At 65.4% G+C, this 23,657-nt stretch carries 19 protein-coding genes and 1 pseudogene; 7 read left to right on the top strand and 13 right to left on the bottom strand.

Annotated features, from left to right (window positions below; translation table 11 throughout):
• Positions 1–12: 12 nt before the first annotated feature.
• The 3 genes from odhB to QM782_RS19350 all read right to left on the bottom strand — a co-directional run bounded on the left by odhB (position 13) and on the right by QM782_RS19350 (position 6,417).
• The gene (gene odhB, locus QM782_RS19360; RefSeq protein ID WP_415204516.1) at positions 13–1,272 is read right to left on the bottom strand and encodes a 2-oxoglutarate dehydrogenase complex dihydrolipoyllysine-residue succinyltransferase; all 1,260 of its coding nucleotides are present in this window, start codon (positions 1,270–1,272) and stop codon (positions 13–15) included.
• Between the two features lie 36 nt (positions 1,273–1,308).
• Complete coding sequence (locus tag QM782_RS19355) at positions 1,309–4,188, bottom strand: 2-oxoglutarate dehydrogenase E1 component (RefSeq protein ID WP_415204515.1); 2,880 nt, start codon at positions 4,186–4,188, stop codon at positions 1,309–1,311.
• A 318-nt stretch (positions 4,189–4,506) separates the two neighbouring features.
• The gene (locus tag QM782_RS19350) at positions 4,507–6,417 is read right to left on the bottom strand and encodes a propionate--CoA ligase (protein WP_415204514.1); all 1,911 of its coding nucleotides are present in this window, start codon (positions 6,415–6,417) and stop codon (positions 4,507–4,509) included.
• A 171-nt stretch (positions 6,418–6,588) separates the two neighbouring features.
• On the opposite strand from QM782_RS19350, the gene QM782_RS19345 reads away from it, so the two are divergent.
• The 6 genes from QM782_RS19345 (at position 6,589) to dnaJ (ending at position 12,481) form a co-directional block, all read left to right on the top strand.
• Positions 6,589–6,939: a winged helix-turn-helix transcriptional regulator gene (locus tag QM782_RS19345; protein WP_415204513.1), complete on the top strand. Its 351-nt coding sequence runs from the start codon at positions 6,589–6,591 to the stop codon at positions 6,937–6,939.
• Complete coding sequence (locus QM782_RS19340; RefSeq protein WP_415204512.1) at positions 6,917–8,092, top strand: fumarylacetoacetate hydrolase family protein; 1,176 nt, start codon at positions 6,917–6,919, stop codon at positions 8,090–8,092. Before QM782_RS19345 ends, QM782_RS19340 begins: the two co-directional genes overlap by 23 nt.
• Before the next feature lie 51 nt (positions 8,093–8,143).
• Complete coding sequence (locus QM782_RS19335; RefSeq protein WP_415204511.1) at positions 8,144–8,497, top strand: FKBP-type peptidyl-prolyl cis-trans isomerase; 354 nt, start codon at positions 8,144–8,146, stop codon at positions 8,495–8,497.
• A gap of 134 nt (positions 8,498–8,631) precedes the next feature.
• Positions 8,632–9,195, top strand: coding sequence for a nucleotide exchange factor GrpE (gene grpE, locus QM782_RS19330; RefSeq protein WP_415204510.1), 564 nt, complete (start codon positions 8,632–8,634; stop codon positions 9,193–9,195).
• A 111-nt stretch (positions 9,196–9,306) separates the two neighbouring features.
• Positions 9,307–11,259: a molecular chaperone DnaK gene (gene dnaK, locus QM782_RS19325; RefSeq protein ID WP_415204509.1), complete on the top strand. Its 1,953-nt coding sequence runs from the start codon at positions 9,307–9,309 to the stop codon at positions 11,257–11,259.
• A gap of 85 nt (positions 11,260–11,344) precedes the next feature.
• Complete coding sequence (gene dnaJ, locus QM782_RS19320; RefSeq protein ID WP_415204508.1) at positions 11,345–12,481, top strand: molecular chaperone DnaJ; 1,137 nt, start codon at positions 11,345–11,347, stop codon at positions 12,479–12,481.
• Positions 12,482–12,512: 31 nt separating this feature from the next.
• Here dnaJ and QM782_RS19315 read toward each other — a convergent pair whose 3' ends face one another.
• The 5 genes from QM782_RS19315 to QM782_RS19295 all read right to left on the bottom strand — a co-directional run bounded on the left by QM782_RS19315 (position 12,513) and on the right by QM782_RS19295 (position 18,479).
• Positions 12,513–13,604: a PA0069 family radical SAM protein gene (locus QM782_RS19315; protein ID WP_415204507.1), complete on the bottom strand. Its 1,092-nt coding sequence runs from the start codon at positions 13,602–13,604 to the stop codon at positions 12,513–12,515.
• Between the two features lie 315 nt (positions 13,605–13,919).
• The gene (locus tag QM782_RS19310) at positions 13,920–14,867 is read right to left on the bottom strand and encodes an IS5 family transposase (RefSeq protein WP_415204506.1); all 948 of its coding nucleotides are present in this window, start codon (positions 14,865–14,867) and stop codon (positions 13,920–13,922) included.
• Between the two features lie 31 nt (positions 14,868–14,898).
• Positions 14,899–17,004, bottom strand: a complete 2,106-nt coding sequence (locus QM782_RS19305) for a T6SS phospholipase effector Tle1-like catalytic domain-containing protein (RefSeq protein ID WP_415204505.1) — start codon at positions 17,002–17,004, stop codon at positions 14,899–14,901.
• A gap of 30 nt (positions 17,005–17,034) precedes the next feature.
• A complete protein-coding gene (locus QM782_RS19300) occupies positions 17,035–17,538 on the bottom strand; it encodes a DUF3304 domain-containing protein (RefSeq protein WP_415204504.1) in 504 nt (167 codons plus the stop codon).
• An 8-nt stretch (positions 17,539–17,546) separates the two neighbouring features.
• Positions 17,547–18,479 carry a DUF4123 domain-containing protein gene (locus QM782_RS19295; protein ID WP_415204503.1) on the bottom strand — a complete coding sequence of 311 codons (933 nt, stop codon included), beginning with the start codon at positions 18,477–18,479 and terminating at the stop codon, positions 17,547–17,549.
• A gap of 153 nt (positions 18,480–18,632) precedes the next feature.
• On the opposite strand from QM782_RS19295, the pseudogene QM782_RS19290 reads away from it, so the two are divergent.
• Positions 18,633–18,776, top strand: a pseudogene (locus QM782_RS19290) (IS5/IS1182 family transposase); the annotation flags it as partial.
• Positions 18,777–18,868: 92 nt separating this feature from the next.
• On the opposite strand, the gene QM782_RS19285 reads toward QM782_RS19290, so the two are convergent.
• From QM782_RS19285 to QM782_RS19265, 5 genes are all read right to left on the bottom strand, one after another.
• Positions 18,869–20,143, bottom strand: coding sequence for an IS256 family transposase (locus QM782_RS19285; RefSeq protein WP_415203341.1), 1,275 nt, complete (start codon positions 20,141–20,143; stop codon positions 18,869–18,871).
• Positions 20,144–20,163: 20 nt separating this feature from the next.
• Positions 20,164–20,619 carry a hypothetical protein gene (locus tag QM782_RS19280; RefSeq protein ID WP_415204502.1) on the bottom strand — a complete coding sequence of 152 codons (456 nt, stop codon included), beginning with the start codon at positions 20,617–20,619 and terminating at the stop codon, positions 20,164–20,166.
• A gap of 112 nt (positions 20,620–20,731) precedes the next feature.
• Positions 20,732–21,589, bottom strand: a complete 858-nt coding sequence (locus QM782_RS19275) for a DUF6396 domain-containing protein (RefSeq protein ID WP_415204501.1) — start codon at positions 21,587–21,589, stop codon at positions 20,732–20,734.
• Positions 21,590–21,707: 118 nt separating this feature from the next.
• On the bottom strand, positions 21,708–22,568 hold the full coding sequence (locus QM782_RS19270) for a DUF6396 domain-containing protein (RefSeq protein ID WP_415204500.1): 861 nt from the start codon (positions 22,566–22,568) through the stop codon (positions 21,708–21,710).
• 121 nt (positions 22,569–22,689) lie between these two features.
• Positions 22,690–23,655 (bottom strand): DUF6396 domain-containing protein, encoded by a 966-nt coding sequence (locus tag QM782_RS19265; protein ID WP_415204499.1) that lies wholly within the window; start codon positions 23,653–23,655, stop codon positions 22,690–22,692.
• Positions 23,656–23,657: the final 2 nt, after the last annotated feature.

The following is a 23,657-nucleotide window of genomic DNA, read 5'->3' as shown; positions in this document are numbered from 1 at the left end:
AGGGATGGACCCTCAGATGTCGAACAGCAGGCGCGAGGGATCTTCCAGCGCCTCCTTCATCGCGACCAGGCCCAGCACGGCCTCGCGGCCGTCGATGATGCGGTGGTCGTAGCTCATCGCCAGGTAGTTCATCGGGCGCACCACGATCTGGCCGTTCTCGACCACGGCGCGGTCCTTGGTCGCGTGCACGCCCAGGATCGCCGACTGCGGCGGGTTGATGATGGGCGTGGACAGCATCGAGCCGAAGGTGCCGCCGTTGGAGATGGAGAAGGTGCCGCCGGTCATCTCCTCGATGCCCAGCTTGCCTTCCTGCGCCTTCTTGCCGAACTCGGCGATCTTCTTCTCGATGTCGGCGAAGCTCATCTGGTCGGCATTGCGCAGGATCGGCACCACCAGGCCGCGCGGCGAACCCACGGCGATGCCGATGTCGAAGTAGCCGTGGTAGACGATGTCGTTGCCGTCCACGCTGGCGTTGAGCACCGGGAACTTCTTCAGCGCATGCACCGCGGCCTTCACGAAGAAGCTCATGAAGCCGATCTTGACGCCGTGCTCCTTGGTGAATGCGTCCTGGAACTTCTTGCGCATCTCCATGACCGGGGCCATGTTGACTTCGTTGAAGGTGGTCAGGATCGCGTTCGTGGCCTGCGACTGCAGCAGGCGCTCGGCGATGCGCGCGCGCAAGCGGCTCATCGGCACGCGCTGCTCGGGACGGTTGCCCAGGTCCGGCGCGATCGGCGCGGCCACCTGCGGCAGCACCGTCTTCGGCGCGCCGGTCGGGATCGCGGCCGGCGCGGCGGCCGCCTTGGCGCCTGCAGCCACGGCCGCCAGGGCATCGCCCTTGGTCACGCGGCCGTCCCTGCCGGTGCCGGCGACGTCGCTGGGCGACAGCTTGTTCTCGGCCAGCACCTTGGCGGCGGCCGGCATGGCCACGTCGCCCTTGCTCGCGCCGGCGGGGGCCGCCGCTGCCGGCGCGGCGGCAGGCGCCGGTGCCGCGGCGGGAGCCGGCGCAGGCGCGGCGGCACCGGCCGCGCCCTCGGTGTCGATCTTCGCGATCAGCTGGTCGGCCACCACCGTGGCCCCATCGGCCTGCACGATCTCGGCCAGCACGCCGGCGGCGGGCGCCGGCACTTCCAGCACCACCTTGTCGGTCTCGATCTCGATCAGGATCTCGTCCACCGCCACGGCCTCGCCGGCCTTCTTCTTCCACTGCAGCAGCGTAGCTTCTGCCACCGATTCCGACAGCTGCGGAACCTTCACTTCAACGATCGCCATTTCTCTGCTTCCGTTTGTTCTGTTTCAGTCGATGGATCACTTGGTCAGCACGAAGCCCTTGAGCTTGCCGAAGGCGGCGTCGACCAGCGCCTTCTGCTGCTCCTGGTGCAGGTGGGCGTAGCCGACGGCCGGCGAGGCCGAGGCGGCGCGGCCGGCATAGCCGAGCTTCTGGCCGTCGAGCATGTTCTCGTGGATGTAGTGCTGCACGAAGAACCAGGCGCCCTGGTTCTGCGGCTCGTCCTGGCACCACACCACGTCCGCCGCGTTCGGGTACTTCTTGAGCTCGGCGGCGAAGGCCTTGTGCGGGAACGGATAGAGCTGCTCCACGCGCAGGATGGCCACGTCGTCGGCGCCCTTCTCCTCGCGCTTCTTGGCCAGGTCGTAGTAGACCTTGCCCGAGCAGGCGACCACGCGCTTGACCTTGTCGGCCTTCTTGGCCACGGCCTCGCTCTGGTCCGGGATCACGGTCTGGAAGCCGCCCTTGGTGAACTCGGACAGCGGCGAGGTCGCGTCCTTGTTCCGCAGCAGCGACTTGGGCGTCATGATGATCAGCGGCTTGCGCAGGTTGCGGACCTGCTGGCGGCGCAGCACGTGGAAGATCTGGCTGGCCGTGGTCGGCTGCACGATCTGCATGTTGGTGTCGGCCGCCAGCTGCATGAAGCGCTCCAGGCGCGCCGAGCTGTGCTCCGGACCCTGGCCTTCGTAGCCGTGCGGCAGCATCAGCGTGATGCCGTTGACGCGGCCCCACTTGACCTCGCCGGAGGCGATGAACTGGTCGATCACGACCTGCGCGCCGTTGGCGAAGTCGCCGAACTGGGCTTCCCAGATCACCAGCGTGCTCGGGTCGTTCGACGCATAGCCGTACTCGAAGCCCAGCACCGCCTCCTCGGACAGGATGGAGTCGATCACGACGAACGGCGCCTGGCCGTCGGCCGCGTTCTGCAGCGGCACGTAGGTGCCGGTGTCCCACTTCTCGCGGTTCTGGTCGTGGATCACGGCGTGGCGGTGCGTGAACGTGCCGCGACCGCAGTCCTCGCCGGACAGGCGCACCGGGTAGCCGCTGGCCACCAGCGACGCGAAGGCCATGTGCTCGCCCATGCCCCAGTCCACGTTGATCTCGCCACGGCCCATGGCGGCGCGGTCGTCGTAGACCTTCTTGACCAGCGCGTGCGGCGTGATGTTGGACGGAATCGTCGTGATGCGCTCGGCCAGGCGCTTCCACTCGGCCAGCGGGATCGCGGTGTCGGCCGCATCGGTCCAGCGCCGGTTCAGGTACGGCGACCAGTCGACCGCGTACTTGCTCTTGAAGTTGCTGATCGTGATGGCCTCGGCGTGCTTGCCGGCGTCCATGGCGGCGCGGTAGGCCTTGACCATCTCGTCGCCCAGCGTCGCGCCCAGGCCCTGGGCCGCCAGCTTGTCGGCATACAGCTTGCGCGTGCCGGGGTGCTGGGCGATCTTCTTGTACATCAGCGGCTGCGTCAGGCTGGGCGTGTCCTGCTCGTTGTGGCCCAGCTTGCGGAAGCAGACGATGTCCACGACCACGTCCTTGTTGAACTCCTGGCGGTAGTCCAGCGCCAGCTGCGTGCACAGCACCACGGCCTCGGGATCGTCGCCGTTCACGTGCAGCACCGGCGCCTCGATCATCTTGACCACGTCGGTGCAGTACAGCGTGGAGCGGCTGTCGCGCGGGTCGCTGGTGGTGAAGCCGATCTGGTTGTTGATGACGATGTGCACCGTGCCGCCGGTGTAGTAGCCGCGCGTCTGCGCCAGCGCCAGCGTCTCCATGATCACGCCCTGGCCGGCGAAGGCCGCGTCGCCGTGCACCAGCACGGGCAGCACGCTGTCGCCCTCGGTGTCGCCGCGGCGGTCCAGCCGGGCCTTGACCGAGCCTTCGACCACCGGGTTCACGATCTCCAGGTGCGAGGGGTTGAACGCCAGCGACAGGTGCACCGGGCCGCCGGGCGTGGACACGTCGCTGGAGAAGCCCTGGTGGTACTTCACGTCGCCGGCCGGCAGATCTTCCGGCGCGGTGTGGTCGAACTCGGCGAACAGGTCGGCCGGCATCTTGCCCAGGATGTTGACCAGCACGTTCAGGCGGCCGCGGTGGGCCATGCCGATCACGACTTCCTGCACGCCGCGCTTGCCGGCCTCCTGGATCAACTCGTCCATGGAGGCGATGAAGCTCTCGCCGCCTTCCAGCGAGAAGCGCTTCTGGCCCACGTACTTGGTGTGCAGGAAGCGCTCCAGGCCCTCGGCCGCGGTCAGGCGGTCCAGGATGTCCTTCTTCTTGTCGGCATTGAAGTTCGGCTTGCTGCGGATGTTCTCCAGCCGCTGCTGCCACCAGCGCTTTTCCGTCTGGTCGGTGGTGTGCATGAACTCGGCGCCGATGGTGCCGCAGTAGGTCTCGCGCAGCGCGTTCAGCAGCTCGCGCAGCGTCATGGTCTCGCCGGGGAAGAAGGTGTTGCTGGTGTTGAACACCGTTTCCAGGTCGGCGTCGGCGAAGCCGTAGAACGACAGCTCCAGCTCGGGGATGTCGTCGCGCACGTCGCGCTTGAGGGGATCGAGGTCGGCCCAGCGGGCGCCGACGTTGCGGTAGGCGGCGATCAGCTGCTGCACCGCGGTGCGCTTGCGGCCCAGCTCGGAGTCGGCGCCAGCCACGACCACCTTGGTCGTGCCCTGCTTGGCCATTTCGGAGAAGGCGTTGACGACCGGCAGGTGCGGCACGTCGCGCATGTTGCTGCCATCCACGGCCGGCACGTGCTGCAGCGCGTCGAAGTACTCGCGCCAGTTGTCGGGCACGCTGCCGGGGTTGGCGAGGTAGTTCTCGTACAGCTCTTCGACGTAGGGCGCGTTGCCCCCGAAGAGGTAGGTATTGTTGCGGTACGCCGTGTAGATCGACGGTGGCGTGGCACTCATCTTGCGCTGACCTCCGTTCCCCTCTGGGGAACATTAGCTGGTGTGAAAAACCTTCCGCGACACGGCTGAACCGTTTGGCGGATGCGACTGTGGCTGGGAAGGGCCGAAGTGGGGCGGGATTATCACACCGAAATCCCTGGGGATGTCCTGAGTCGTTGGCGGATGGATGGCGCAGCATGCGTCGCGATCGCGCGCCGCTGCGCAGGTCTCCTCGGGTTCGTCGCTGCAGAGGGTCCAGGGCCTTGCGGCACCGCCGGCGGCGGCATCGCGGCCCCTACCCTGCTGGGCCGCGATTCTAGAGAAAGAACATGCCGCGCTTCAGCGGCCGGCCGCGTCCCGGATTTGCTGCAGTGCAGCAGGATCTTCCATGGTCGTCAGGTCGCCCGGATCGCGGCCTTCGCAGACGGCCTGGATCGCGCGGCGCAGCAGCTTGCCGCTGCGCGTCTTGGGCAGGGCGGAGACGATCTGCACGCGGGCCGGCCGCGCCAGCGCGCCGAGCTGGCCGTCGACGACCTTCATGATCTCGCCTTCGAGCGCGGTCCTGGCCGCGTCGTCCGCCAGGCCACTGGCATCCTTGGCGACCACGAAGGCCACCGCGACCTGCCCCTTCAGCGCATCGGCCACGCCGACCACGGCGACCTCGGCCACGTTCGGATGGCTGGAGATGCTCTCCTCGATCTCGCGCGTGCCCAGGCGGTGGCCGGCCACGTTGATCACGTCGTCCGTGCGGCCCAGGATGAAGTAGTAGCCGTCGGCATCGCGCACGCCCCAGTCGAAGGTGCTGTAGACCTGCTTGCCGGGAATGCTCTGCCAGTAGGTCCGCACGAAGCGCTCGTCGTCGCGCCAGACGGTCTGCATGAAGCCCGGCGGCGTCGGCCCCTGCACCACGACCACGCCCTTCTGGCCGGGCTGCGTCAGCTCCTCGCCAGTGCTCTCGTCGAGCAGGCGCACGTCGAAGCCGTAGACCGGCACGCCGGGGCTGCCGAACTTGCTGGGCTTCTTCTCCACGCCGTTGGCGATCGTCATCAGCGGCCAGCCGGTCTCGGTCTGCCAGTAGTTGTCGATGATGGGCACGCCCAGCGCATCGGCGATCCAGCGGCCGGTCGGCTCGTCCAGCGGCTCGCCGGCCAGGAACAGCGCGCGCAGGCTGGAAACGTCGTACTTCTTCAGGTAGGCCGGGTCCTGCTTCTTCAGCACGCGCACGGCCGTGGGCGCGCTGAACATCACGGTGGCCTTGTACTTCTCGACCAGCGACCACCAGATGCCCGGGTCGTCCCGGCCGTCCAGGCCGCGCGTGGGCAGGCCCTCGTACAGCACGGTGGCCATGCCGCCGATCAGCGGGCCGTAGACGATGTAGCTGTGGCCCACCACCCAGCCGATGTCGCTGGTGCACAGGAAGGTCTCGCCGGGCTTGCCCATGAAGATGTGCGGCAGGCTGGCGGCCAGCGCCACGGCGTAGCCGCCGGTGTCGCGCTGCACGCCCTTGGGCTTGCCCGTCGTGCCGCTGGTGTAGAGGGTGTAGCTGACGTGGCTGGACTCGACCCAGGCGCAGGGCACCTGGGCCTCCAGGTGCTGCGCACGCAGCGCCGCGTAGTCGTGGTCGCGGCCGGGCACGCGCTCCATCGGCGCCAGGCCGCGGTCGACCAGCAGCACGGCGTCGGGCTTGTGGGCGGACAGGCGGATCGCCTCGTCCAGCAGCGGCTTGTACGGGATCACCTTGCCGCCGCGCGAGCCGGCGTCGGCGCTGACGACCACCTTGGGGCTGGCGTCCTCGATGCGCGAGGCCAGCGAGCCCGAGGCGAAGCCGCCGAACACCACCGAATGGATCGCGCCGATGCGCGCGCAGGCCAGCATCGCGAACACGGCCTCGGGAACCATCGGCATGTAGATCTGCACCCGGTCGCCCTGCCCCACGCCCAGCGACTGCAGCACAGCGGCCATGCGCTGCACCTCGGCCAGCAGTTCGCCGAAGCTGTAGGTCTTCTCGACGCCGGTCTCGGTCGACACATGGATCAGCGCGGCCTGGTCGGGGCGCGCGGCGGCGTGGCGGTCCACCGCGTTGTGGCACAGGTTGGTCGTGCCGTCGGTGAACCAGCGCGTGAACGGCGCCCGGCTGTTGTCGCAGATGACCGTCGGCGGGCGCTGCCAGTCGATCAGGCGCGCCTGCTCGGCCCAGAAGGCGTCGCGGTCGTCGATCGAACGGCGGTAGAACTCGGCATAGGTGGGCATGTGTCTTCCTCTCCTTGGTGGTCGTGTCCGGATCGGGCCGGGCGCGGCGCAGCATGCCCGTCGTCCCCTTCCGGTGCAAGGGAGGTGTTGCACTCGGATACATGGCTGGCACAATTTGCCGATGCCCGCCGCCTCCCGCCCTGCCGCCGCCCCGCACCGGAAACCCAGGACGTGAGCGCCCGCGTCAAGCCCGTCTTCGACCTGCTGGCCCTGCTGGAGGCCCGCTACGCGATGCGCGTGCTCTGGGCGCTGCGCGACGGCCACGCCCAGACCTTCCGGCTGCTGCAGGACAGCGTCGGCGGCGTCACGCCGAACACGCTGAACACCCGCCTGAAGGAACTGCGCGCAGCCGGCCTCGTCACGCACGGCGCCGAGGGCTACCTGATCACACCGTCCGGCGCCGACCTGGCCCGGCGGCTGGGCGAACTGCAGGCCTTCGCGCTCAAGTGGGCGGCCAGCCGCAGCCGCAAGCCACCTTCCCCCGCACCAGGAGACGACCATGAACCACCACCTGCAGCCTGAGTCCGTGCTGCCCGAGGACCATGCCGACGCCGTGCTGGTCGGCCGCGTCTGGCGTGCCGGCCAGGGCGCCGTGCTGGTGCGGGTCGGCGCCGAAGGCGTGTTCGACCTGTCACACCTGGCGCCGACCAGCAGCACGCTGCTGGAGCTGCCCGACCCGGCCGCGGCCGTGCGCGCGCACCCCGGCCAGCGCATCGCCGACACCGCCGCGGTGCTGGCCAACAGCGCCTGGAACGCGCGCGACCCGGCCCTGCCGTGGCTGCTGGCGCCGTGCGACCTGCAGGCCGTCAAGGCGGCGGGCGTGACCTTCGTGGCCTCGATGCTGGAGCGCGTGATCGAGGAGCAGGCGCGCGGCGACGCGGCCCGCGCCGAGAGCGTGCGCCGGGCCGTGGCCGGCGTGATCGGCGACGACCTGGCCGGCGTGCGGCCCGGCTCGCCCGAGGCGCTGCGGCTCAAGGACGTGCTGATCGCCCAGGGCGCCTGGTCGCAGTACCTGGAGGTCGGCATCGGGCCGGACGCCGAGATCTTCACCAAGTCGCAACCCATGAGCGCGGTCGGCACCGGCGCCGAGGTCGGCATCCACCCCGCCAGCGCCTGGAACAACCCCGAGCCGGAAGTCGTGCTGGCCATCGCCAGCGACGGCCGCGTCAAGGGCGCGGCGCTGGGCAACGACGTGAACCTGCGCGACTTCGAGGGCCGCAGCGCGCTGCTGCTCGGCAAGGCCAAGGACAACAACGGCTCCTGCGCGATCGGCCCATTCATACGGCTGTTCGACGCCGGCTTCGGCATCGACGACGTGCGGCGCTGCGAGCTGTCCATGCAGGTAGCGGGCGAAGACGGCTTCGCCATGGAAGGCGCCAGCAGCCTCGCGAAGATCAGCCGCGACCCGTTGGACCTGGCCGGCCAGGCGATCGGGCCGCACCACCAGTACCCGGACGGGCTGCTGCTGTTCCTCGGCACCATGTTCGCCCCCACACAGGACCGCCACGGCCCGGGCCAGGGCTTCACGCATGCCGTCGGCGACCTCGTCACGGTGGCCACGCCGCGCCTCGGCCGGCTGTGCAACCGCGTGAACCACTGCGACCGGATCCCGCGCTGGACCTATGGCGCCGGCGCCCTGATGCGCGACCTGGCGCGCCGGGGCCTGCTGGCATAATCGCTGGCTTTGCGCGCGGCCGCCGGCAGCGCCGAAACCCGAGGAGCCCGCATGACCACCACCACCGCCTCCGGCCTGCAATACCTCGACACGAGCGTGGGCTCCGGCGCCGAAGCCACGGCTGGCCAGCATGTCACCGTGCACTACACCGGCTGGCTCTACCAGGACGGCCAGCAGGGCGCCAAGTTCGACTCCAGCCGCGACCGCAACGAGCCGTTCGCCTTCCCGCTCGGCGCCGGCATGGTGATCCGCGGCTGGGACGAAGGCGTGGCCGGCATGAAGATCGGCGGCCAGCGCACGCTGATCATCCCGCCCGCGCTGGGCTACGGCGCGCGCGGCGCCGGCGGCGTCATCCCGCCCAACGCCACGCTGAAGTTCGACGTGGAACTGCTGGCCGTGTCCTGAGCGCGCGGCCCACGCCCACCCCAGGCCGGCTGATCGCCGGCTTTTTTTCGCGCGGCCGGCCGAACGCCCCTTGAAACGACAGGGTCACTCCCCACCTGCCAGCCGTCGTGAATTCCAACCCGAACCAGAACCGCATGACCGAGCCGACCCAACCGACCGACAAGTCCGCCGACCCGGCGCCCCCCGGCGCAGAGGAATCCGAGGCCGCCGCCTTCGCCGCCGAGGCCGATCTGCTGGCCCAGACCCAGGCCGAGCTGGCCACGCTGAAGGCCAAGAGCGCCGAGCTGGCCGACCAGTTCCTGCGCGCCAAGGCTGAGGCCGAGAACGCCCGCCGCCGCGCCGAGGAGGAAATCGCCAAGTCCCGCAAGTTTGCGATCGAAGGCTTCGCCGAGAGCCTGCTGCCCGTGCTGGACAGCCTGGAAGCCGGCCTGCAGCATGCCGACGCCACGGCCGCCCAGGTACGCGAAGGCGCCCAGGCCACGCTGCGCCAGCTGCAGCAGGCGCTGGAGCGCAACAAGGTGGTGCAGATCAACCCGGCCGCCGGGGAAAAGTTCGATCCGCACCGCCACCAGGCCATCAGCATGGTGCCCGGCACCCAGCAGGAGCCCAACACCGTGGTCGGCGTCCTGCAGAAGGGCTACCTGATCGCCGAACGCGTGCTGCGCCCGGCCCTGGTGACGGTGGCCGCGCCCCAGTGAGGCAGCGACCGGTCCACCGCGCATCCACTTGAATCCCACCCGGTTATCCACACGTTAGCAACAGCCGGCGGCCACCACGGCCCGCCGCCCCCAACAATCCAGGAGTAAGACATGGCAAGAATCATCGGCATCGACCTCGGCACCACCAACAGCTGCGTGTCCGTGATCGAAGGCAACACCCCCAAGGTCATCGAGAACTCGGAAGGCGCGCGCACCACGCCGTCCATCGTCGCCTACCAGGAAGACGGCGAAGTGCTGGTCGGCGCCTCGGCCAAGCGCCAGGCCGTGACCAACCCCAAGAACACGCTGTACGCGGTCAAGCGCCTGATCGGCCGCAAGTTCACCGAGAAGGAAGTGCAGAAGGACATCGACCTGATGCCCTACAAGATCGTGGCCGCCGACAACGGCGACGCCTGGGTCGAGGTGCGCGGCAACAAGATCTCGGCCCAGCAGGTCTCGGCCGACATCCTGCGCAAGATGAAGAAGACCGCCGAGGACTACCTGGGCGAGCCCGTGACCGAGGCCGTCATCACCGTGCCGGCCTACTTCAACGATGCCCAGCGGCAGGCCACCAAGGACGCCGGCCGCATCGCCGGCCTGGAAGTCAAGCGCATCATCAACGAGCCCACCGCGGCGGCGCTGGCCTTCGGCCTGGACAAGCAGGACAAGGGCGACCGCAAGATCGCCGTGTACGACCTGGGCGGCGGCACCTTCGACGTGTCCATCATCGAGATCGCCGACGTCGACGGCGAGAAACAGTTCGAGGTGCTGTCGACCAACGGCGACACCTTCCTGGGCGGCGAGGACTTCGACCAGCGCATCATCGACTACATCATCGGCGAATTCAAAAAGGAACAGGGCGTGGACCTGTCCAAGGACGTGCTGGCCCTGCAGCGCCTGAAGGAAGCCGCCGAGAAGGCCAAGATCGAGCTGTCCAACAGCGCCTCGACCGACATCAACCTGCCCTACATCACGGCCGACGCCTCGGGCCCCAAGCACCTGAACATCAAGCTCAGCCGTGCCAAGCTCGAAGCCCTGGTGGAAGAGCTGATCGAGCGCACCATCGCGCCCTGCCGCACGGCCATCAAGGACGCCGGCATCTCCGTGTCCGACATCAACGACGTGATCCTGGTCGGCGGCCAGACCCGCATGCCCAAGGTGCAGGAGAAGGTCAAGGAGTTCTTCGGCCGCGAGCCGCGCAAGGACGTGAACCCCGACGAGGCCGTGGCCGTGGGCGCGGCGATCCAGGGCCAGGTGCTGTCCGGCGACCGCAAGGACGTGCTGCTGCTGGACGTGACACCGCTGTCGCTGGGCATCGAGACCCTGGGCGGCGTGATGACCAAGATGATCAGCAAGAACACGACCATCCCGACCAAGTTCGCGCAGACCTTCTCGACCGCCGACGACAACCAGCCGGCCGTGACGATCAAGGTCTACCAGGGCGAGCGCGAGATGGCCAGCGGCAACAAGCTGCTGGGCGAGTTCAACCTGGAAGGCATCCCGCCAGCGCCGCGCGGCCTGCCCCAGATCGAGGTGAGCTTCGACATCGACGCCAACGGCATCCTGCACGTGGGCGCCAAGGACAAGGGCACGGGCAAGGAAAACAAGATCACGATCAAGGCCAACTCCGGCCTGAGCGAGGCCGAGATCCAGCAGATGGTCAAGGACGCGGAACTCAACGCGGCCGAGGACAAGAAGAAGCTGGAGTTGGTGCAGGCCCGCAACCAGGCCGAGGCCTCGGTGCACAGCGTGCGCAAGAGCCTGGCCGAGCACGGCGACAAGCTCGAAGCCGGCGAGAAGGACGCGATCGAGGCCGCCGCCAAGGCCCTGGAAGAAGCCGTCAAGGGCGAGGACAAGGCCGCGATCGAGGAAAAGACCACGGCGCTGATGACGGCGTCCGCCAAGCTGGGCGAGAAGGTCTACGCCGACATGCAGGCCAAGCAGGCCGCCGAAGCCGGTGCGGCAGCCCCGGGCGCGGCAGGCGCCGGCGAGCAGCAGGCTTCGGCCAAGGCCGGCGATGACGACGTGGTCGACGCCGAGGTCAAGGAAGTCAAGAAGGGCTGATCCGCCTCCCCCGCTCGCCGCGCCGCAGCCGCTCACGGGCTGCGGCGCGGCGTTCCTGTTGGATGCCTAGCCGTGTAGCCGAACCATGTCCAAACGCGATTACTACGAAATCCTCGGGGTGCCCAAGAACGCCTCGGAGGACGAAGTCAAGAAGGCCTATCGCAAGCTGGCGATGAAATACCACCCCGACCGCAACCAGGGGGACAGCGCCAAGAATGCCGAAGAGAAGTTCAAGGAAGCCAAGGAGGCCTACGAGATCCTGACCGACTCGCAGAAGCGGGCCGCCTACGACCAGTTCGGCCATGCCGGCGTGGACCCGAACATGCGCGGCCCCGGCGGCGGCGACGGCTTCGGCGGCTTCGCGGAGGCGTTCGGCGACATCTTCGGCGACATGTTCGGCGGCGGCAGCGGCCGTGGCCGCGGCGGACGGCAGGTGTTCCGTGGCAGCGACCTGTCCTACGCGATGGAGATCACGCTGGAGGAAGCCGCGCGCGGCAAGGACGCGCAGATCCGCATCCCCAGCTGGGAGGCCTGCGACGCCTGCCACGGCAGCGGCGCCAAGCCCGGCACCCAGCCCAAGACCTGCAGCACCTGCCACGGCCAGGGCGCGGTGCAGATGCGCCAGGGCTTCTTCAGCGTGCAGCAGACCTGCCCGACCTGCCGCGGCACCGGCAAGATCATCCCCGACCCCTGCACCGCCTGCCACGGCCAGGGCAAGATCAAGAAGCAGAAGACGCTGGAGGTGAAGATCCCCGCCGGCATCGACGACGGCATGCGCATCCGCTCGGTCGGCAACGGCGAGCCAGGTTCCAACGGCGGCCCGCCGGGCGACCTGTACATCGAGATGCGCATCAAGAAGCACGAGATCTTCGAGCGCGACGGCGGCGACCTGCACTGCACCGTGCCGATCAGCTTCATCACGGCGGCGCTGGGCGGCGAGATCGAGGTACCGACGCTGACCGGCAAGGCCGCCATCGACATCCCCGAGGGCACGCAGGCCGGCAAGCAGTTCCGCCTGCGCGGCAAGGGCATCAAGGGCGTGCGCGACAGCTACCCCGGCGACCTGTACTGCCACATCGCCGTGGAAACGCCGGTCAAGCTGACCGAGCACCAGCGCAAGCTGCTGCGCGAGCTGGAGGAATCGCTGCAGAAGGGCGGCGGCAAGCATTCCCCGACCGGCGACAGCTGGACCGACCGCCTGAAGAAATTCTTCAGCGCTTGAACGACGCGGGCCTCCAGCCCGCGTTTTTCATTCAGAACAGGCTGCCCTGCCCGTCCGCCGACGGACGGCGGAACCGCGAGAAATCCTCCTCGGCCCGCTCGCGGTTGAAACCCAGCCGCGCGCAGGCCTTGTGGAAGCGCTGGCGGATCAGGTCTGCCCAGATGCCTGCGCCCTGCATGCGCGTGCCGAAGCGGCTGTCGTTGTCGCGGCCGCCGCGCATGTCCTGCACCCGAGCCATCACACGCTCGGCCCGGTCCGGCAGATGCAGCGCCAGCCATTCGCGGAACAGCGGCGCCACCTCCCAGGGCAGGCGCAGCACGGTATAGAAAGCGCTGCGCGCGCCCGCCTCCCAGGCGGCGGCCAGCACCTGCTCCATGTCTTCCGTGACGAACGGGATCTGCGGCGCCACGCTGACGCCGACCGGCACGCCGGCATCCGCCAGCGCGCGGATCGTCCGCAGGCGCCGCTGCGGCGATGCGGCACGCGGCTCCAGCGTGCGCGCAATGCCGGCGTCCAGCGTCGTCACGGTCACGTAGACGGCGGCCAGGCGCTGCGCGGCCATCGGCGCCAGCAGGTCCAGGTCGCGCTCCACCCCGCTGGACTTGGTGATCAGCGAGAACGGGTGCCGCGCCTCGTGCAGCACCTCGACCACGCCGCGCATGATCCGCAGTTCGCGCTCCACCGGCTGGTAGCAGTCGGTCGCCACGCCGACCACGAGGCTGCGCGGCACATAGCGCGGCCGCGCCAGCTCGGCCTGCAGCACGGCGGCGATGTTGCGCTTGGCGATGATCCTGGTCTCGAAGTCCAGCCCTGGCGAGAGGTTCAGGTAGCTGTGCGTGGGCCGGGCGAAGCAGTAGATGCAGCCGTGCTCGCAGCCGCGGTAGGGATTGACCGACTGCTCGAAATAGATGTCGGGCGACTGCTGCCGGGTGATGGCGCTCCTGGCGTCCTCGAAGATCACCTCGGTCGGCACCGGCGCGCCCGCCGCGGCGCCCTGCTCCGCCAACGAGCCCCAGCCGTCGTCGAACGCCTCGCGCGTGTCCCGCGCGAAGCGGTGCGCGAGGCGCGTGGCCGCGCCGCGGCCGCGCAGGGCAGACAGGGGGATCAGGGTGTGGGTGGGCATGGGCGAACGATACTGTAATTCGATACAGCATCCGGCGCTCGTCCTCGCAGTCCGGGAATGGCTGCGCCGAGACGTTCTGCATGTACCCAACGCCAGCCACACGAGGCTCGCGTAGGGAGACATTCGTCGCGGGAGAAATGGTCGATCCATTCAGTGGCGACATTTGCGTCTCGGATTAAGGAAGGTCTGCGCAATGCGCTTTGAGATGTGCTGATGCGGAGCCGCCAAGCCAATTGGCCTTCTCAGCTTCGCCAGCACGCGGGGCGACGCCGTTTTCGGCCCATTTCCTGGCCGTTGGGCTGTTTGCAGACGCACTCATGCCTGCGCTCCCATCAGAGTGCTCCGCGCCATCCACAGGTTGGACAGGGCGAACAGCGTGTGCAACTGCGCGGTGTTCTTCACCAGCCCGCGGTAGCGCACCTTGACGTGGCCGAACTGGCGCTTGATAACCCGAAATGGGTGCTCGACCTTGGCCCGGATGCTGGCCTTGAGGCGTTCGAGTTGGTCGGTCAGCTTGTCGACCGGACGAGCCTTGTCCAGCAGCTTGCGCTTGCCTGGGCGCATGGCGATGTTCCAGCGCACCCCGTCGTGGGCATCAGCTCGCTTACCAGCACCCTGGTAGCCGGCATCGCCCCAGGCCTCGGTTTCCTCGCCGTGCAGCAGCGTGTTGGCTTGGACCACGTCGTTGACGTTGCCTGCCGTGCCGCGCACCGTGTGTACCAGGCCCGAGTCCGCATCCACACCAATGTGGGCCTTCATGCCGAAGTACCACTGCTTGCCTTTCTTGCTCTGCTTCATCTGCGGGTCGCGTTCGCCCGAGGCGTTCTTGGTCGAGCTGGGCGCGGCGATCAGCGTGGCGTCCACCACCGTGCCGGCACGCAGCATCAAACCTTTGGCGACCAGCAATTCGTTGACCAGCGCAAGGACCTGCGGGGCCAGCTTGTGTTCCTCCAGCAGCCGGCGCAATCGCAGGATCGTGGTCTCGTCGGGCAGTGGTGTGTCCCAGTTCAGACCCGCAAACTCGCGGAACAGCGGCACGTCGTGCAGCGACTCTTGCATGGCCGGATCGCTCAGCGTGAACCACTGCTGCATGAAGTAGATGCGCAGCATCGTCTCCACGGCAAACGGCGGGCGACCGCGTTTGCCTTCGGGCGCGTACGGCGTGATCAGACCGACCAGGGCTGCCCACGGCACCACGCGCTCCATCTCGGCCAGAAACTCGCGCTTGGTCGTCAGGTTCAGGCCCAGGTCCGCTTGCTTCATGGCGTCGATTGTCTTTGCTCGCATGTGCCCATCAGCACATCGCGGCGCGATTTACGCAGACCTTCCCTAATATCACCGTTGTTGCGACGCCTTCTCTTCGCTGGAATTCGGCTGCATCAGCGTCGGTGAAGACCGGCAGGCTCCCTGGATTTGCAGCGTCAGCCGCCAATACCCGCAATTCGAACTGGTTGAGCTCGTAGGCTCGAGCATGATTGCGGTAGTTGCGCGCGCGACCCGGATTTTGTGTATCCGCAGCCAACTTGAGCAGCCGCTCGTACTCCACCTTCTTGTCCTTGATCTCGCGAATCAGTTGCTGCTTTTCCATTCTGGTACGCGGACCAAGCAACCAGAATCCCGCGTGCGAATCATGGACATAGCGGTCGAAGAAGTCACTTACCGAGGCTGGAACATCCGGTGCTCGCGCAACTTCTTCAAGAATCTTCAATTGCAACGGCGTTGCATGACTGGCTTTCTTGGAGGATCGGGCTGGCCCAGATATCGCCGGCACATGGTCGTCAGTAGGCTGCATCGCCTCTCGCGCTGCCTGAACGTCTCGGCGCCAATCGAGTTCGGACTCCCATAGATCCGTTCTGTCCTGTGCGTTGGCGTTCTGGTAGCTGCTCAGCGCCTTGAAGCTGTTGTCCGCCGAAACGCTGGCACGCCAACGCCAGTACAACTGCGTGTGGTAGCGCATCCGATCCTCTGGCGCATTCCCGGCCTTGGCCACGTCCTGACGCTCGTCGAACTTGTCGGTCCATCGTGCGTAGTCACTGAAGGCCTTGTCGAGTGCCGGCGCCACTGTGAAATCCGCTTTGATTCGAGGTTCCAAGCGGTCTTTCGTCAGCACCTTGACTCCCGCGTTCAAGGCCTCATGGTACATGTCGTTCAACGGAATCTGGGCAAGCAGCGACGCTCGTCCCGACATGGCCTTGCCCTGCTCGCCCGGGCTATATCCCCCACCCACGTCGGAGTGAGCACCTGGGAAGACGAACTCCTTCATGCCGACCGGCCAAGTCCCTCCGGCACGCGCGGTCGAAAGTGGGAAGGAGCGTCGAATCTCATGCGCCGCAACGAAATGCACACCATGCTCCATGCCGTCGATTCCCATGCTGCCGTCAGCCCAATCCATGAAGCCGCTGCCGCCCACTGGCGACGAATCGGCCAGTGCCACGGATGCCACCGTATCGAAGATGCCCAAGAACCGAAGATTGAAGGCCGCGCCGCCGACCGAACCACCGGTAGCGAGTCGAATCCAGCGAGAGAACGCACGCGCTTGGGCTGCTCCACGCGAAAAACCGATGACCGAGACATTTACCTTGGTCACCTTGGGACGCCTGCCTTCCACCGCCTTCAGCAAGCGCGCATCGAGCCATCGGAAGATGGAAATCATCTTGCTGTCACTCCAGCGCCATAAGGTACCCAGCCCAACCAGTGTAGAGTTAACCAGCCCCTTCATCTCCGACGGCGTCAATAGATCGGACTGAGTCGATGCACTGCAGACAGCGTTGAAGACTTGCAGCATGCCATAGTGGATGCGAGCCTCCCCGCCCTTGGCAAACGTGTTTCCGCTTGGATTGGACTCGGCATCTTCTCCGATTTCTGGAAAATGAGTACCTACGCCCGGAATGTAGTACCGGAAAAATGTTATCTTGTCTTCAATGTGCGCATCGAACAGTGTCACCACGTTCGAGTGGCCCCTGTCGGGGCGGTCGCGCATCATGTTGTTGTTGGTGCCATCGAAAAAGATCCCGACGTGAATTTCCTTGGTGCAGCACAATCCGTTGGCTGCCGCCGCATCGATGGCCGATGCACGCTGCGCGAGTTCCCTGGCCGTCGGTTGGCGATTGGCACGCGAGAATGCGCCCGGATTCTCCGGATCGGCCTTCGCGGAACTGCGCGGGTTGTCCCACCAGTCGCCGGCCGGGGCGAACGCCAGACGCGCATAGCTCGGCTGCCAACGTCCTGCCCGACCAGTGCCATTGATGCCTTGCGGATCCTGCCAAAGCAGGATCTGTCGACCATTGGGGTCGATCGTGCATCTGGCGGTGTAGGCCTCGGTACTGCGGAAGTACAGGCACGAGGTACTGCCGTTGCTCTGCTTGGCGACGGCATACCAACCGGGCGTGAAACTTGACATAAGGATGATTCCTGCAGTCAGTCGACCATGTCAATACGGAAAGCTGGCCGGCTTCTCCGGTGCCTTCGGACCGGGATAATTCGGATGGCCAGCGCGCATGCTGCTGATTACCAAGCGGACCTCACCCTGCGGCAGGAAGTGGACATTCAGGGTCGTTCCCGGTTCGTCGTACCGATCGATGGGGACGACCTTCTCATGCCACTTTTCAATGGTATCGTCGCCCGTGGCGTTCGGGTCGGAGCTCGACGTCGTCCATCGAACCTGCGCAGTCAGTCCGGGACGCCACTGTTTCGGGTAAGCGATGCAGCAGACAAAGCTGCCACCGCCGCCATAGGCGCGTGAATTACCGCCCCCTTGACCATCCACGTAGAACTGATGGATGTAGTCCGGCGTATGGTTGTAGGGGCTGATAGTGGCGATCATCTGATCGGGCTTGGTCTTTCCGTCCCCGGAGGACTTGGAACAGGCGACGAGCGGCAGGACTGCAAATGCAGCCATCACCAGCCAGAATTTGGATTTGGATTTGGATTTCATGGTCGTGCTCAACGGGGCGGAATTTCGTGTCGGGACTGCAACCGATCCCACAGTGCGTCACTCCACCCCTTCATTGCCTTCACCAAGGTGGTTTCGCCGCGTTCGATATCGTGCCACGTTGCTTGAAGCTCGGGGGTCCGGTCAAAATCCGGCCCACAGGAAAGGGCGAGGATCGCGAACTGCAAACGATCGTTCGGCGACGTGACGCCGCGCGCATCAGCCCGGCCGAGCACGGCATCGAGGTGATCCCTGAACGGGCCGAAGCCGTCGGCGGGAACAAGTTCCGGCGTGCTTTCGTTCAGCAAGCCGAACAGCGTATCGGGTTCGCTGGCGCGCAGCAGCGCGGAAAACTGTATTTTGTCGAGCTCCAGATGGGGCGCCATGTCGGCGTGCTCGGCCATGTCGACGTGACTTTCCCTTGACCAGAATCGGGCGCTGGCGTGGTGGTCGAACCAGGCCCATGCATTGACTGCATGCGACACCCGGGTCCGTTGCGCGGGGGTCAGATTCGACAGCAATTCGGGCAACACGCGTGTGTCCGCGAATCGGCAGTGCGCCAGCATGTCGCCGTCGATCAGCACTCGCGACAGATACGCGCCCAGCGCCAGAAGATCGGCTTGCGGAGCTGCGGTTTGCACGAGGCTCAGCGCAGATGCCCGTGCATCGAGTGCGAGAAGGCGCATCAAACCCTGAGCGGCCCGATCCTCGTCTGTTGGCAACGCAATCCATAGCGGCGCATGCTCGCCGTACACCTCGAGCGGGCTGCCCTGAAGCGCATTGATTGCGGACCAACCCAACGACACCAGAATCGATCTCAGCCGTTTGCCGTCGAGCAGTGCTGGATCGACGAGGGCCCAGAGTGGGCGTTCGTCAGGCTCGCGCAAGCCTTTCTGCATTTCACGCAGTGCCTCGGGTGAAGCCGCGTCTCTGGCGAAATCCATGACAGCCGACTATTGCAGCGCGGCAAACGGCGCACCCGCCTTGGCGGCCTTGAGAAGGCAAGGCACGCACACGCTCGAAGGCATTAAGGAAGGTCTGCGTAAATCGCGCCGCGATATGCTGATGGGCACATGCGAGTAAAGACAATCGACGCCATGAAGCAAGCGGACCTGGGCCTGAACCTGACGACCAAGCGCGAGTTTCTGGCCGAGATGGAGCGCGTGGTGCCGTGGGCAGCCCTGGTCGGTCTGATCATGCCGTACGCGCCCGAAGGCAAACGCGGTCGGCGGGAGAGTCCGAATTTCTGTGTTCGAGGCGCTGAGACTTTTGCACGGCGGCGGTCGGCGCTTGCGACGAGGCGAGCGACGCGGTGGGAAAGTCGGTCTTGATCCTACGCGACGGTCCTGGTGAACCGGTCTTCGTAGAGGATCGCGAACTGGTTCATCGCCTCCTTCCAGTTGTGCGCAGCACGACCCCAGTCGGCCGTGATGTTGCGCAGGGCCAGCCAGATCAGTTTGCTGGCCGCGTCGTCACCGGGGAAGTGCCCGCGGGTCTTGATGATCTTGCGCAGCTGCGCGTTGATGCTCTCGATGGCGTTGGTCGTATAGATCACCCGGCGCACTGGCGGCGGGAACGCGAAGAACGGGATCACGCGATCCCAGGCCCGGCGCCAGGCCGCCGCGACGGTTGGAAACTTCTGCCCCCAAGGGCCCTGCTCGAACGCATCGAGTTCGGCCTGCGCCGCCTCGGCGCTGGCCGCGGTGTGGATCGGCTTGATGGCCGCGGCCAGCAGCTTGCGCTGCTTCCAACTGGCGTAGTCCAGGCTGCTGCGGATCAGGTGCACGATGCAGGTCTGCAGCGTCGTGGCCGGGAACACCACGCCCAGCGCCTCGGGCATGCCCTTGAGGCCATCGGTAACGGCGATCAGGATGTCGTTGATGCCGCGCGTCTTCAGGTCATTGAAGACCTTCATCCAGAACTTGGCCCCTTCCGTGTTCTCGATCCACAGCCCCAGGATGTCGCGCGTGCCGTCGGGCAAAACGCCCAGGGCCAGATAGATGGCCTTGTTGCGCACCACCGCGTCCTCACGGATCTTCACGCGCAGCGCGTCGAAGAACACCACTGGGTACATGGCCTCCAGCGGCCTGGCCTGCCAGGCGCCGACCTCGGCCATCACGGCGTCGGTGACACTGCTGATGAACTCGGGCGAGACCTCGGTGGCGTATTGCTCGGCCAGGAAGGCCTGGATCTCGCGCACGGTCATGCCTCGGGCGTACATGGCCACGATCTTGTCGTCAAAGCCGGTGAAGCGCCGCTCGTGCTTGGCGATCAGCAGCGGCTCGAAAGAGCCATCACGGTCGCGTGGCACGTCGATGCGCAGCGGGCCGTCCTCGGTCAGCACGGTCTTGCCGCTCGTGCCGTTGCGCTGGTTGGCGCTGCTCTCGGGCTTGTCCGCCCCGCTGCGATAGCCCAGGTGGTGGCCGAGCTCGGCGCCCAAGGCGCGTTCGATGAGCGCCTTCTTGAACGCCATCGATGCGGCGTTGACCGCCTCGCCGGTCATGGGGCCGGTCACGAACTGGTCAAGCAGTTCCTTGGGGATCGACGGCAACGCCGCCGACTTGGCCGCGATGGCCGCATTCTTCAACTTCGTCTTGCTCTTTGGCATAGATGCTCCTCAGGGTCATGCTATGCCTCAAACACAAAATTCCGGATAGGCTCGCCTGCGGCATCGTCGTAGTGATGGTCCGAGGTATCCCAGTAGTTGTTGTGCATGTTGTGGCCCATCACGAAGCCTACGGCCAGCTCGGGGTGCTCGTAGTCGATCAGCACGGTCTTCTGGTGATGGCTGGGAAACGCGCACAGGAAGAACTGCTGGGCCCAGGGCACGGCCTCGCGCTCGATCTCCTTGCCCGACCAGCGCCGGTACTCGTTGGCCACCCGGCGCAGGCTTTCCTCCATGGCGATACGTTGCTTGTCGCCGATGGCGTAGTCGCGTACCCGAAAGTCGATGTTCTGCAGTTCGCCGTCGCGGGCCTGCTCGTGCCAGCGACGGTTGAAGCGGATCGCATCCGGATCGCCGGGTGCGCCGGCGCTGTGGATCAGCTTGTCGATGTGTCCATGGCCGTACTCGGTCTTTTGCACTCGACGCTGGGCTACGTCAGCCCGATGCAATACGAACGGGCTTGGCTCGCTGCCCAGGAAAAGCGGACCGCATAATGAACTCGGCTATGGGATGCGGAGGTCAGGGGCAAGATCAAGATGAACTCGGTGGTGCGCTCTTCTTCTGATATTCGAAGGTGCCATCCCAGTTAGGCAACTCGGCAGGTGGCAACGGAACGATCTTGTCAATGTCAGGGAAGCGGGCATCGGGATTGCGTCGAGTTTCCTGGCGAATCAATCGATAGCGCCGTGCTCGTTCCTTGTCAACAAGAGTGTCGTAACCACCGTCTGACTCAGATAAACCACGATCAAACGTGTTGTACAGCGCAAAAGCGGCTTGCCCTCCGCCAAGAGCGACAGAGCGTTGAAGATATGCCAATGCCTTCTTCATGTCAGGAGGTGTGTTCAATTGATAGCGCGTTGCTAGAGTATAGGCAGCGCGAGCGTTTCCTTGCTCAATGGCACATTCCAGCATTAGCACACCGATATCTGGGCGCTTCAATTTTAATGCCAGCAAGTCCCCTACGTGCGCTTGTCCTAGTGGGCTGCCCAGATCCGCACTCTTGCGATAATAAGCCAGTGCCGCCTTACGGTCCTGCTTCACCCCATAGCCTTCTTCCAGATAGGTCGCCATGTTGTAGTAGCCGATGGCGGCACCCAGCTTGATCAACATCTCATTGAGGTCGATCACCCGTTGTGCTGGAGCAGGGTGCGTGGTCAGCCCCTGATAGTACAGAACCTGTGCATTCTGCATCGCCTTCCAGTGGCCCAGCGCCACGGCTTGTTCGTAGATCCGGGCGATGGTGTCGAAATCCTTGAGCCCATTGGATTTCTCCATCGCACGCGCCTTCTGAAAGATCGCCTCGGCCTCTGGAGTGACGGGCAGGCTCGGATCAGGATCGACGACGCAAGTGAAGCTCAAATCTGGTTTGGCAGGCAGGTCGGCAGGCATTGGTTCCTTGGGCTGGCAGGCAGCCAAGCCGGATAGGATCACGATCCACCAATGCCGTCTTCCCGGGCCACTCGCCCGCTGTGACGATGCCACCATCGCTACCTTCCCGGTTGCCACATCATGGTGAACTTGGTGGTACGCTTTTCTGCTTCTGATATTCGAAGGTGCCGTCCCACGGTGGCAGCGGTGCGGGTGGAAGCGGCACGATCTTGTCAATGTCAGGGAAGCGGGCGGCCGGATTTCTCTGCAAATCCTTCCAGATGAGTCGGTATCGACGTGCTCGTTCCTTGTCGACCGGTGTATCCCAGCCTCCATCATCTTTCGATAAGCCATCGTCAAATGTGTTATATAAAGAAAAAGCTGCTCCTTCTCCACCCAGGGCCGCCGAGCGTTGTAAGTAATCCAGCGCTCTAACCGTATTCGATGGTTGTGATAGGTGGTAGTGGAATGCAAGCGTATGCGCCGCGCTCGCACTTCCTTGCTGAACGGCACATTGCAGCATGGGTACGCCAATATCTGGACGCTTCAGCTTGAACGCCAGCAAGTCTCCCACCCGCGCCTGCCCCAACGGGCTACCCAAGTCGGCGCTTTTACGATAGTAAGACAACGCAGCCTGGCGATCCTGCCTCACCCCGTAGCCTTCTTCCAGATAGGTGGCCATGTTGTAGTAGCCGATGGCAGCTCCCAGCTTGATCAGCATCTCGTTGAGATCGATCACTCGTTGTGCCGGAGCGGGGTGCGTGGTCAGTCCCTGGTAATAGAGCACCTGAGCGTTCTGCATCGCCTTCCAGTGGCCCAGCGCCACGGCTTGTTCATAGGTCCGGGCGATGGTGTCGAAGTCCTTGGGTCCAGCGGCCTTCTCCATCGCACGCGCCTTCTGGAAGATCACATCGGCTTCCGGTGTCACCGGCAAATGCGGGTCGGAATCGGCGACGCAGGTGAAGCTCAAATCCGGCTTGGCAGGCAGCTCGGCAGGCATTGGCAGTTCCTTGGGCTGGCAGGCTGTCAAGCCGGACAGGATCACGATCCACCAATGCAGTTTCCCCGCGCCACCTGCCCGCTGCTCAAATGCTCCAGCCTTCACCTTTCCGATCACCTCATCAAGATGAACTGGGTGGCACGCCCTTCTGCTTCTGATACTCGAAGGTACCATCCCACGGTGGCAGCGGCGCGGGCGGAAGCGGCACGATCTTGTCAATGTCAGGGAAGCGAGCCGCAACATCTTTTCTTATTACTTGCAGTATCAAACGATAGCGACGCGCTCGCTCTTTATCGATTGACGTATTCCAGCCTCCTCCTGTTTTTGATAGCCCTTTGTCAAAAGTATTGTAAAGGTCAAATGCAGCCAGTTCTCCACCTAATGCGGTTGAGATTTGTAGGTAATTTAGCGCCTTCTGCATGTCGAGTTCATATTCGCTCCGATAGTGAAGGGCAAGATTCCACGCCGCATCTGCTTGACCTTGCTTCACTGCGCACTCCAGCATCGGCGCGCCCGCATCTGGACGTTTCAAGTCGAATTCCAGCAGATAGCCCACCCGCGCTTGCCCCAACGGGCTGCCCAGATCCGCACTCTTACGGTAATAAGCTAGCGCCGCCTGCCGATCCTGCCTCACCCCGTAGCCTTCTTCCAGATAGGTGGCCATGTTGTAGTAGCCGATGGCAGCTCCCAGCTTGATCAGCATCTCGTTGAGATCGATCACTCGCTGTGCCGGAGCGGGGTGCGTGGTCAGCCCCTGGTAATAGAGCACCTGAGCGTTCTGCATCGCCTTCCAGTGGCCCAGCGCCACGGCTTGTTCGTAGGTCCGGGCGATGGTATCGAAGTCCTTGGGTCCAGCGGCCTTCTCCATCGCACGCGCCTTCTGGAAGATCACATCGGCTTCCGGCGTCACCGGCAAATGCGGGTCGGGATCGGCAACGCAGGTGAAGCTCAAATCCGGCTTGGCAGGCAACTCGGCAGGCATTGGCAGTTCCTTGGGCTGGCAGGCTGTCAAACCGGACAGGAGCACGATCCACCAATGCAGTTTCCCCGTGCCACCCGCCAGCTGCTGAAATGCTCCCGCCTTCACCT

The organism is Pseudorhodoferax sp., from assembly GCF_047601025.1.
Classification (GTDB): domain Bacteria; phylum Pseudomonadota; class Gammaproteobacteria; order Burkholderiales; family Burkholderiaceae_C; genus Pseudorhodoferax.
The sequence above is the reverse complement of the archived record's forward strand: the minus strand, read 5'-3'. Positions and strand labels throughout refer to the sequence as shown.

Coding starts and splice junctions, on each gene's coding strand:
- QM782_RS19285 (WP_415203341.1), bottom strand. CDS start 20,143: ATGCCAAAGAGCAAGACGAAGTTGAAGAATGCGGCCATCGCGGCCAAG.
- QM782_RS19300 (WP_415204504.1), bottom strand. CDS start 17,538: ATGAAATCCAAATCCAAATCCAAATTCTGGCTGGTGATGGCTGCATTT.
- QM782_RS19355 (WP_415204515.1), bottom strand. CDS start 4,188: ATGAGTGCCACGCCACCGTCGATCTACACGGCGTACCGCAACAATACC.
- QM782_RS19335 (WP_415204511.1), top strand. CDS start 8,144: ATGACCACCACCACCGCCTCCGGCCTGCAATACCTCGACACGAGCGTG.
- dnaK (WP_415204509.1), top strand. CDS start 9,307: ATGGCAAGAATCATCGGCATCGACCTCGGCACCACCAACAGCTGCGTG.
- odhB (WP_415204516.1), bottom strand. CDS start 1,272: ATGGCGATCGTTGAAGTGAAGGTTCCGCAGCTGTCGGAATCGGTGGCA.
- grpE (WP_415204510.1), top strand. CDS start 8,632: ATGACCGAGCCGACCCAACCGACCGACAAGTCCGCCGACCCGGCGCCC.
- QM782_RS19310 (WP_415204506.1), bottom strand. CDS start 14,867: ATGAAGCAAGCGGACCTGGGCCTGAACCTGACGACCAAGCGCGAGTTT.
- QM782_RS19270 (WP_415204500.1), bottom strand. CDS start 22,568: ATGCCTGCCGAGCTGCCTGCCAAGCCGGATTTGAGCTTCACCTGCGTC.
- QM782_RS19315 (WP_415204507.1), bottom strand. CDS start 13,604: ATGCCCACCCACACCCTGATCCCCCTGTCTGCCCTGCGCGGCCGCGGC.
- QM782_RS19295 (WP_415204503.1), bottom strand. CDS start 18,479: ATGGATTTCGCCAGAGACGCGGCTTCACCCGAGGCACTGCGTGAAATG.
- QM782_RS19275 (WP_415204501.1), bottom strand. CDS start 21,589: ATGCCTGCCGACCTGCCTGCCAAACCAGATTTGAGCTTCACTTGCGTC.
- QM782_RS19340 (WP_415204512.1), top strand. CDS start 6,917: ATGAACCACCACCTGCAGCCTGAGTCCGTGCTGCCCGAGGACCATGCC.
- dnaJ (WP_415204508.1), top strand. CDS start 11,345: ATGTCCAAACGCGATTACTACGAAATCCTCGGGGTGCCCAAGAACGCC.
- QM782_RS19350 (WP_415204514.1), bottom strand. CDS start 6,417: ATGCCCACCTATGCCGAGTTCTACCGCCGTTCGATCGACGACCGCGAC.
- QM782_RS19305 (WP_415204505.1), bottom strand. CDS start 17,004: ATGTCAAGTTTCACGCCCGGTTGGTATGCCGTCGCCAAGCAGAGCAAC.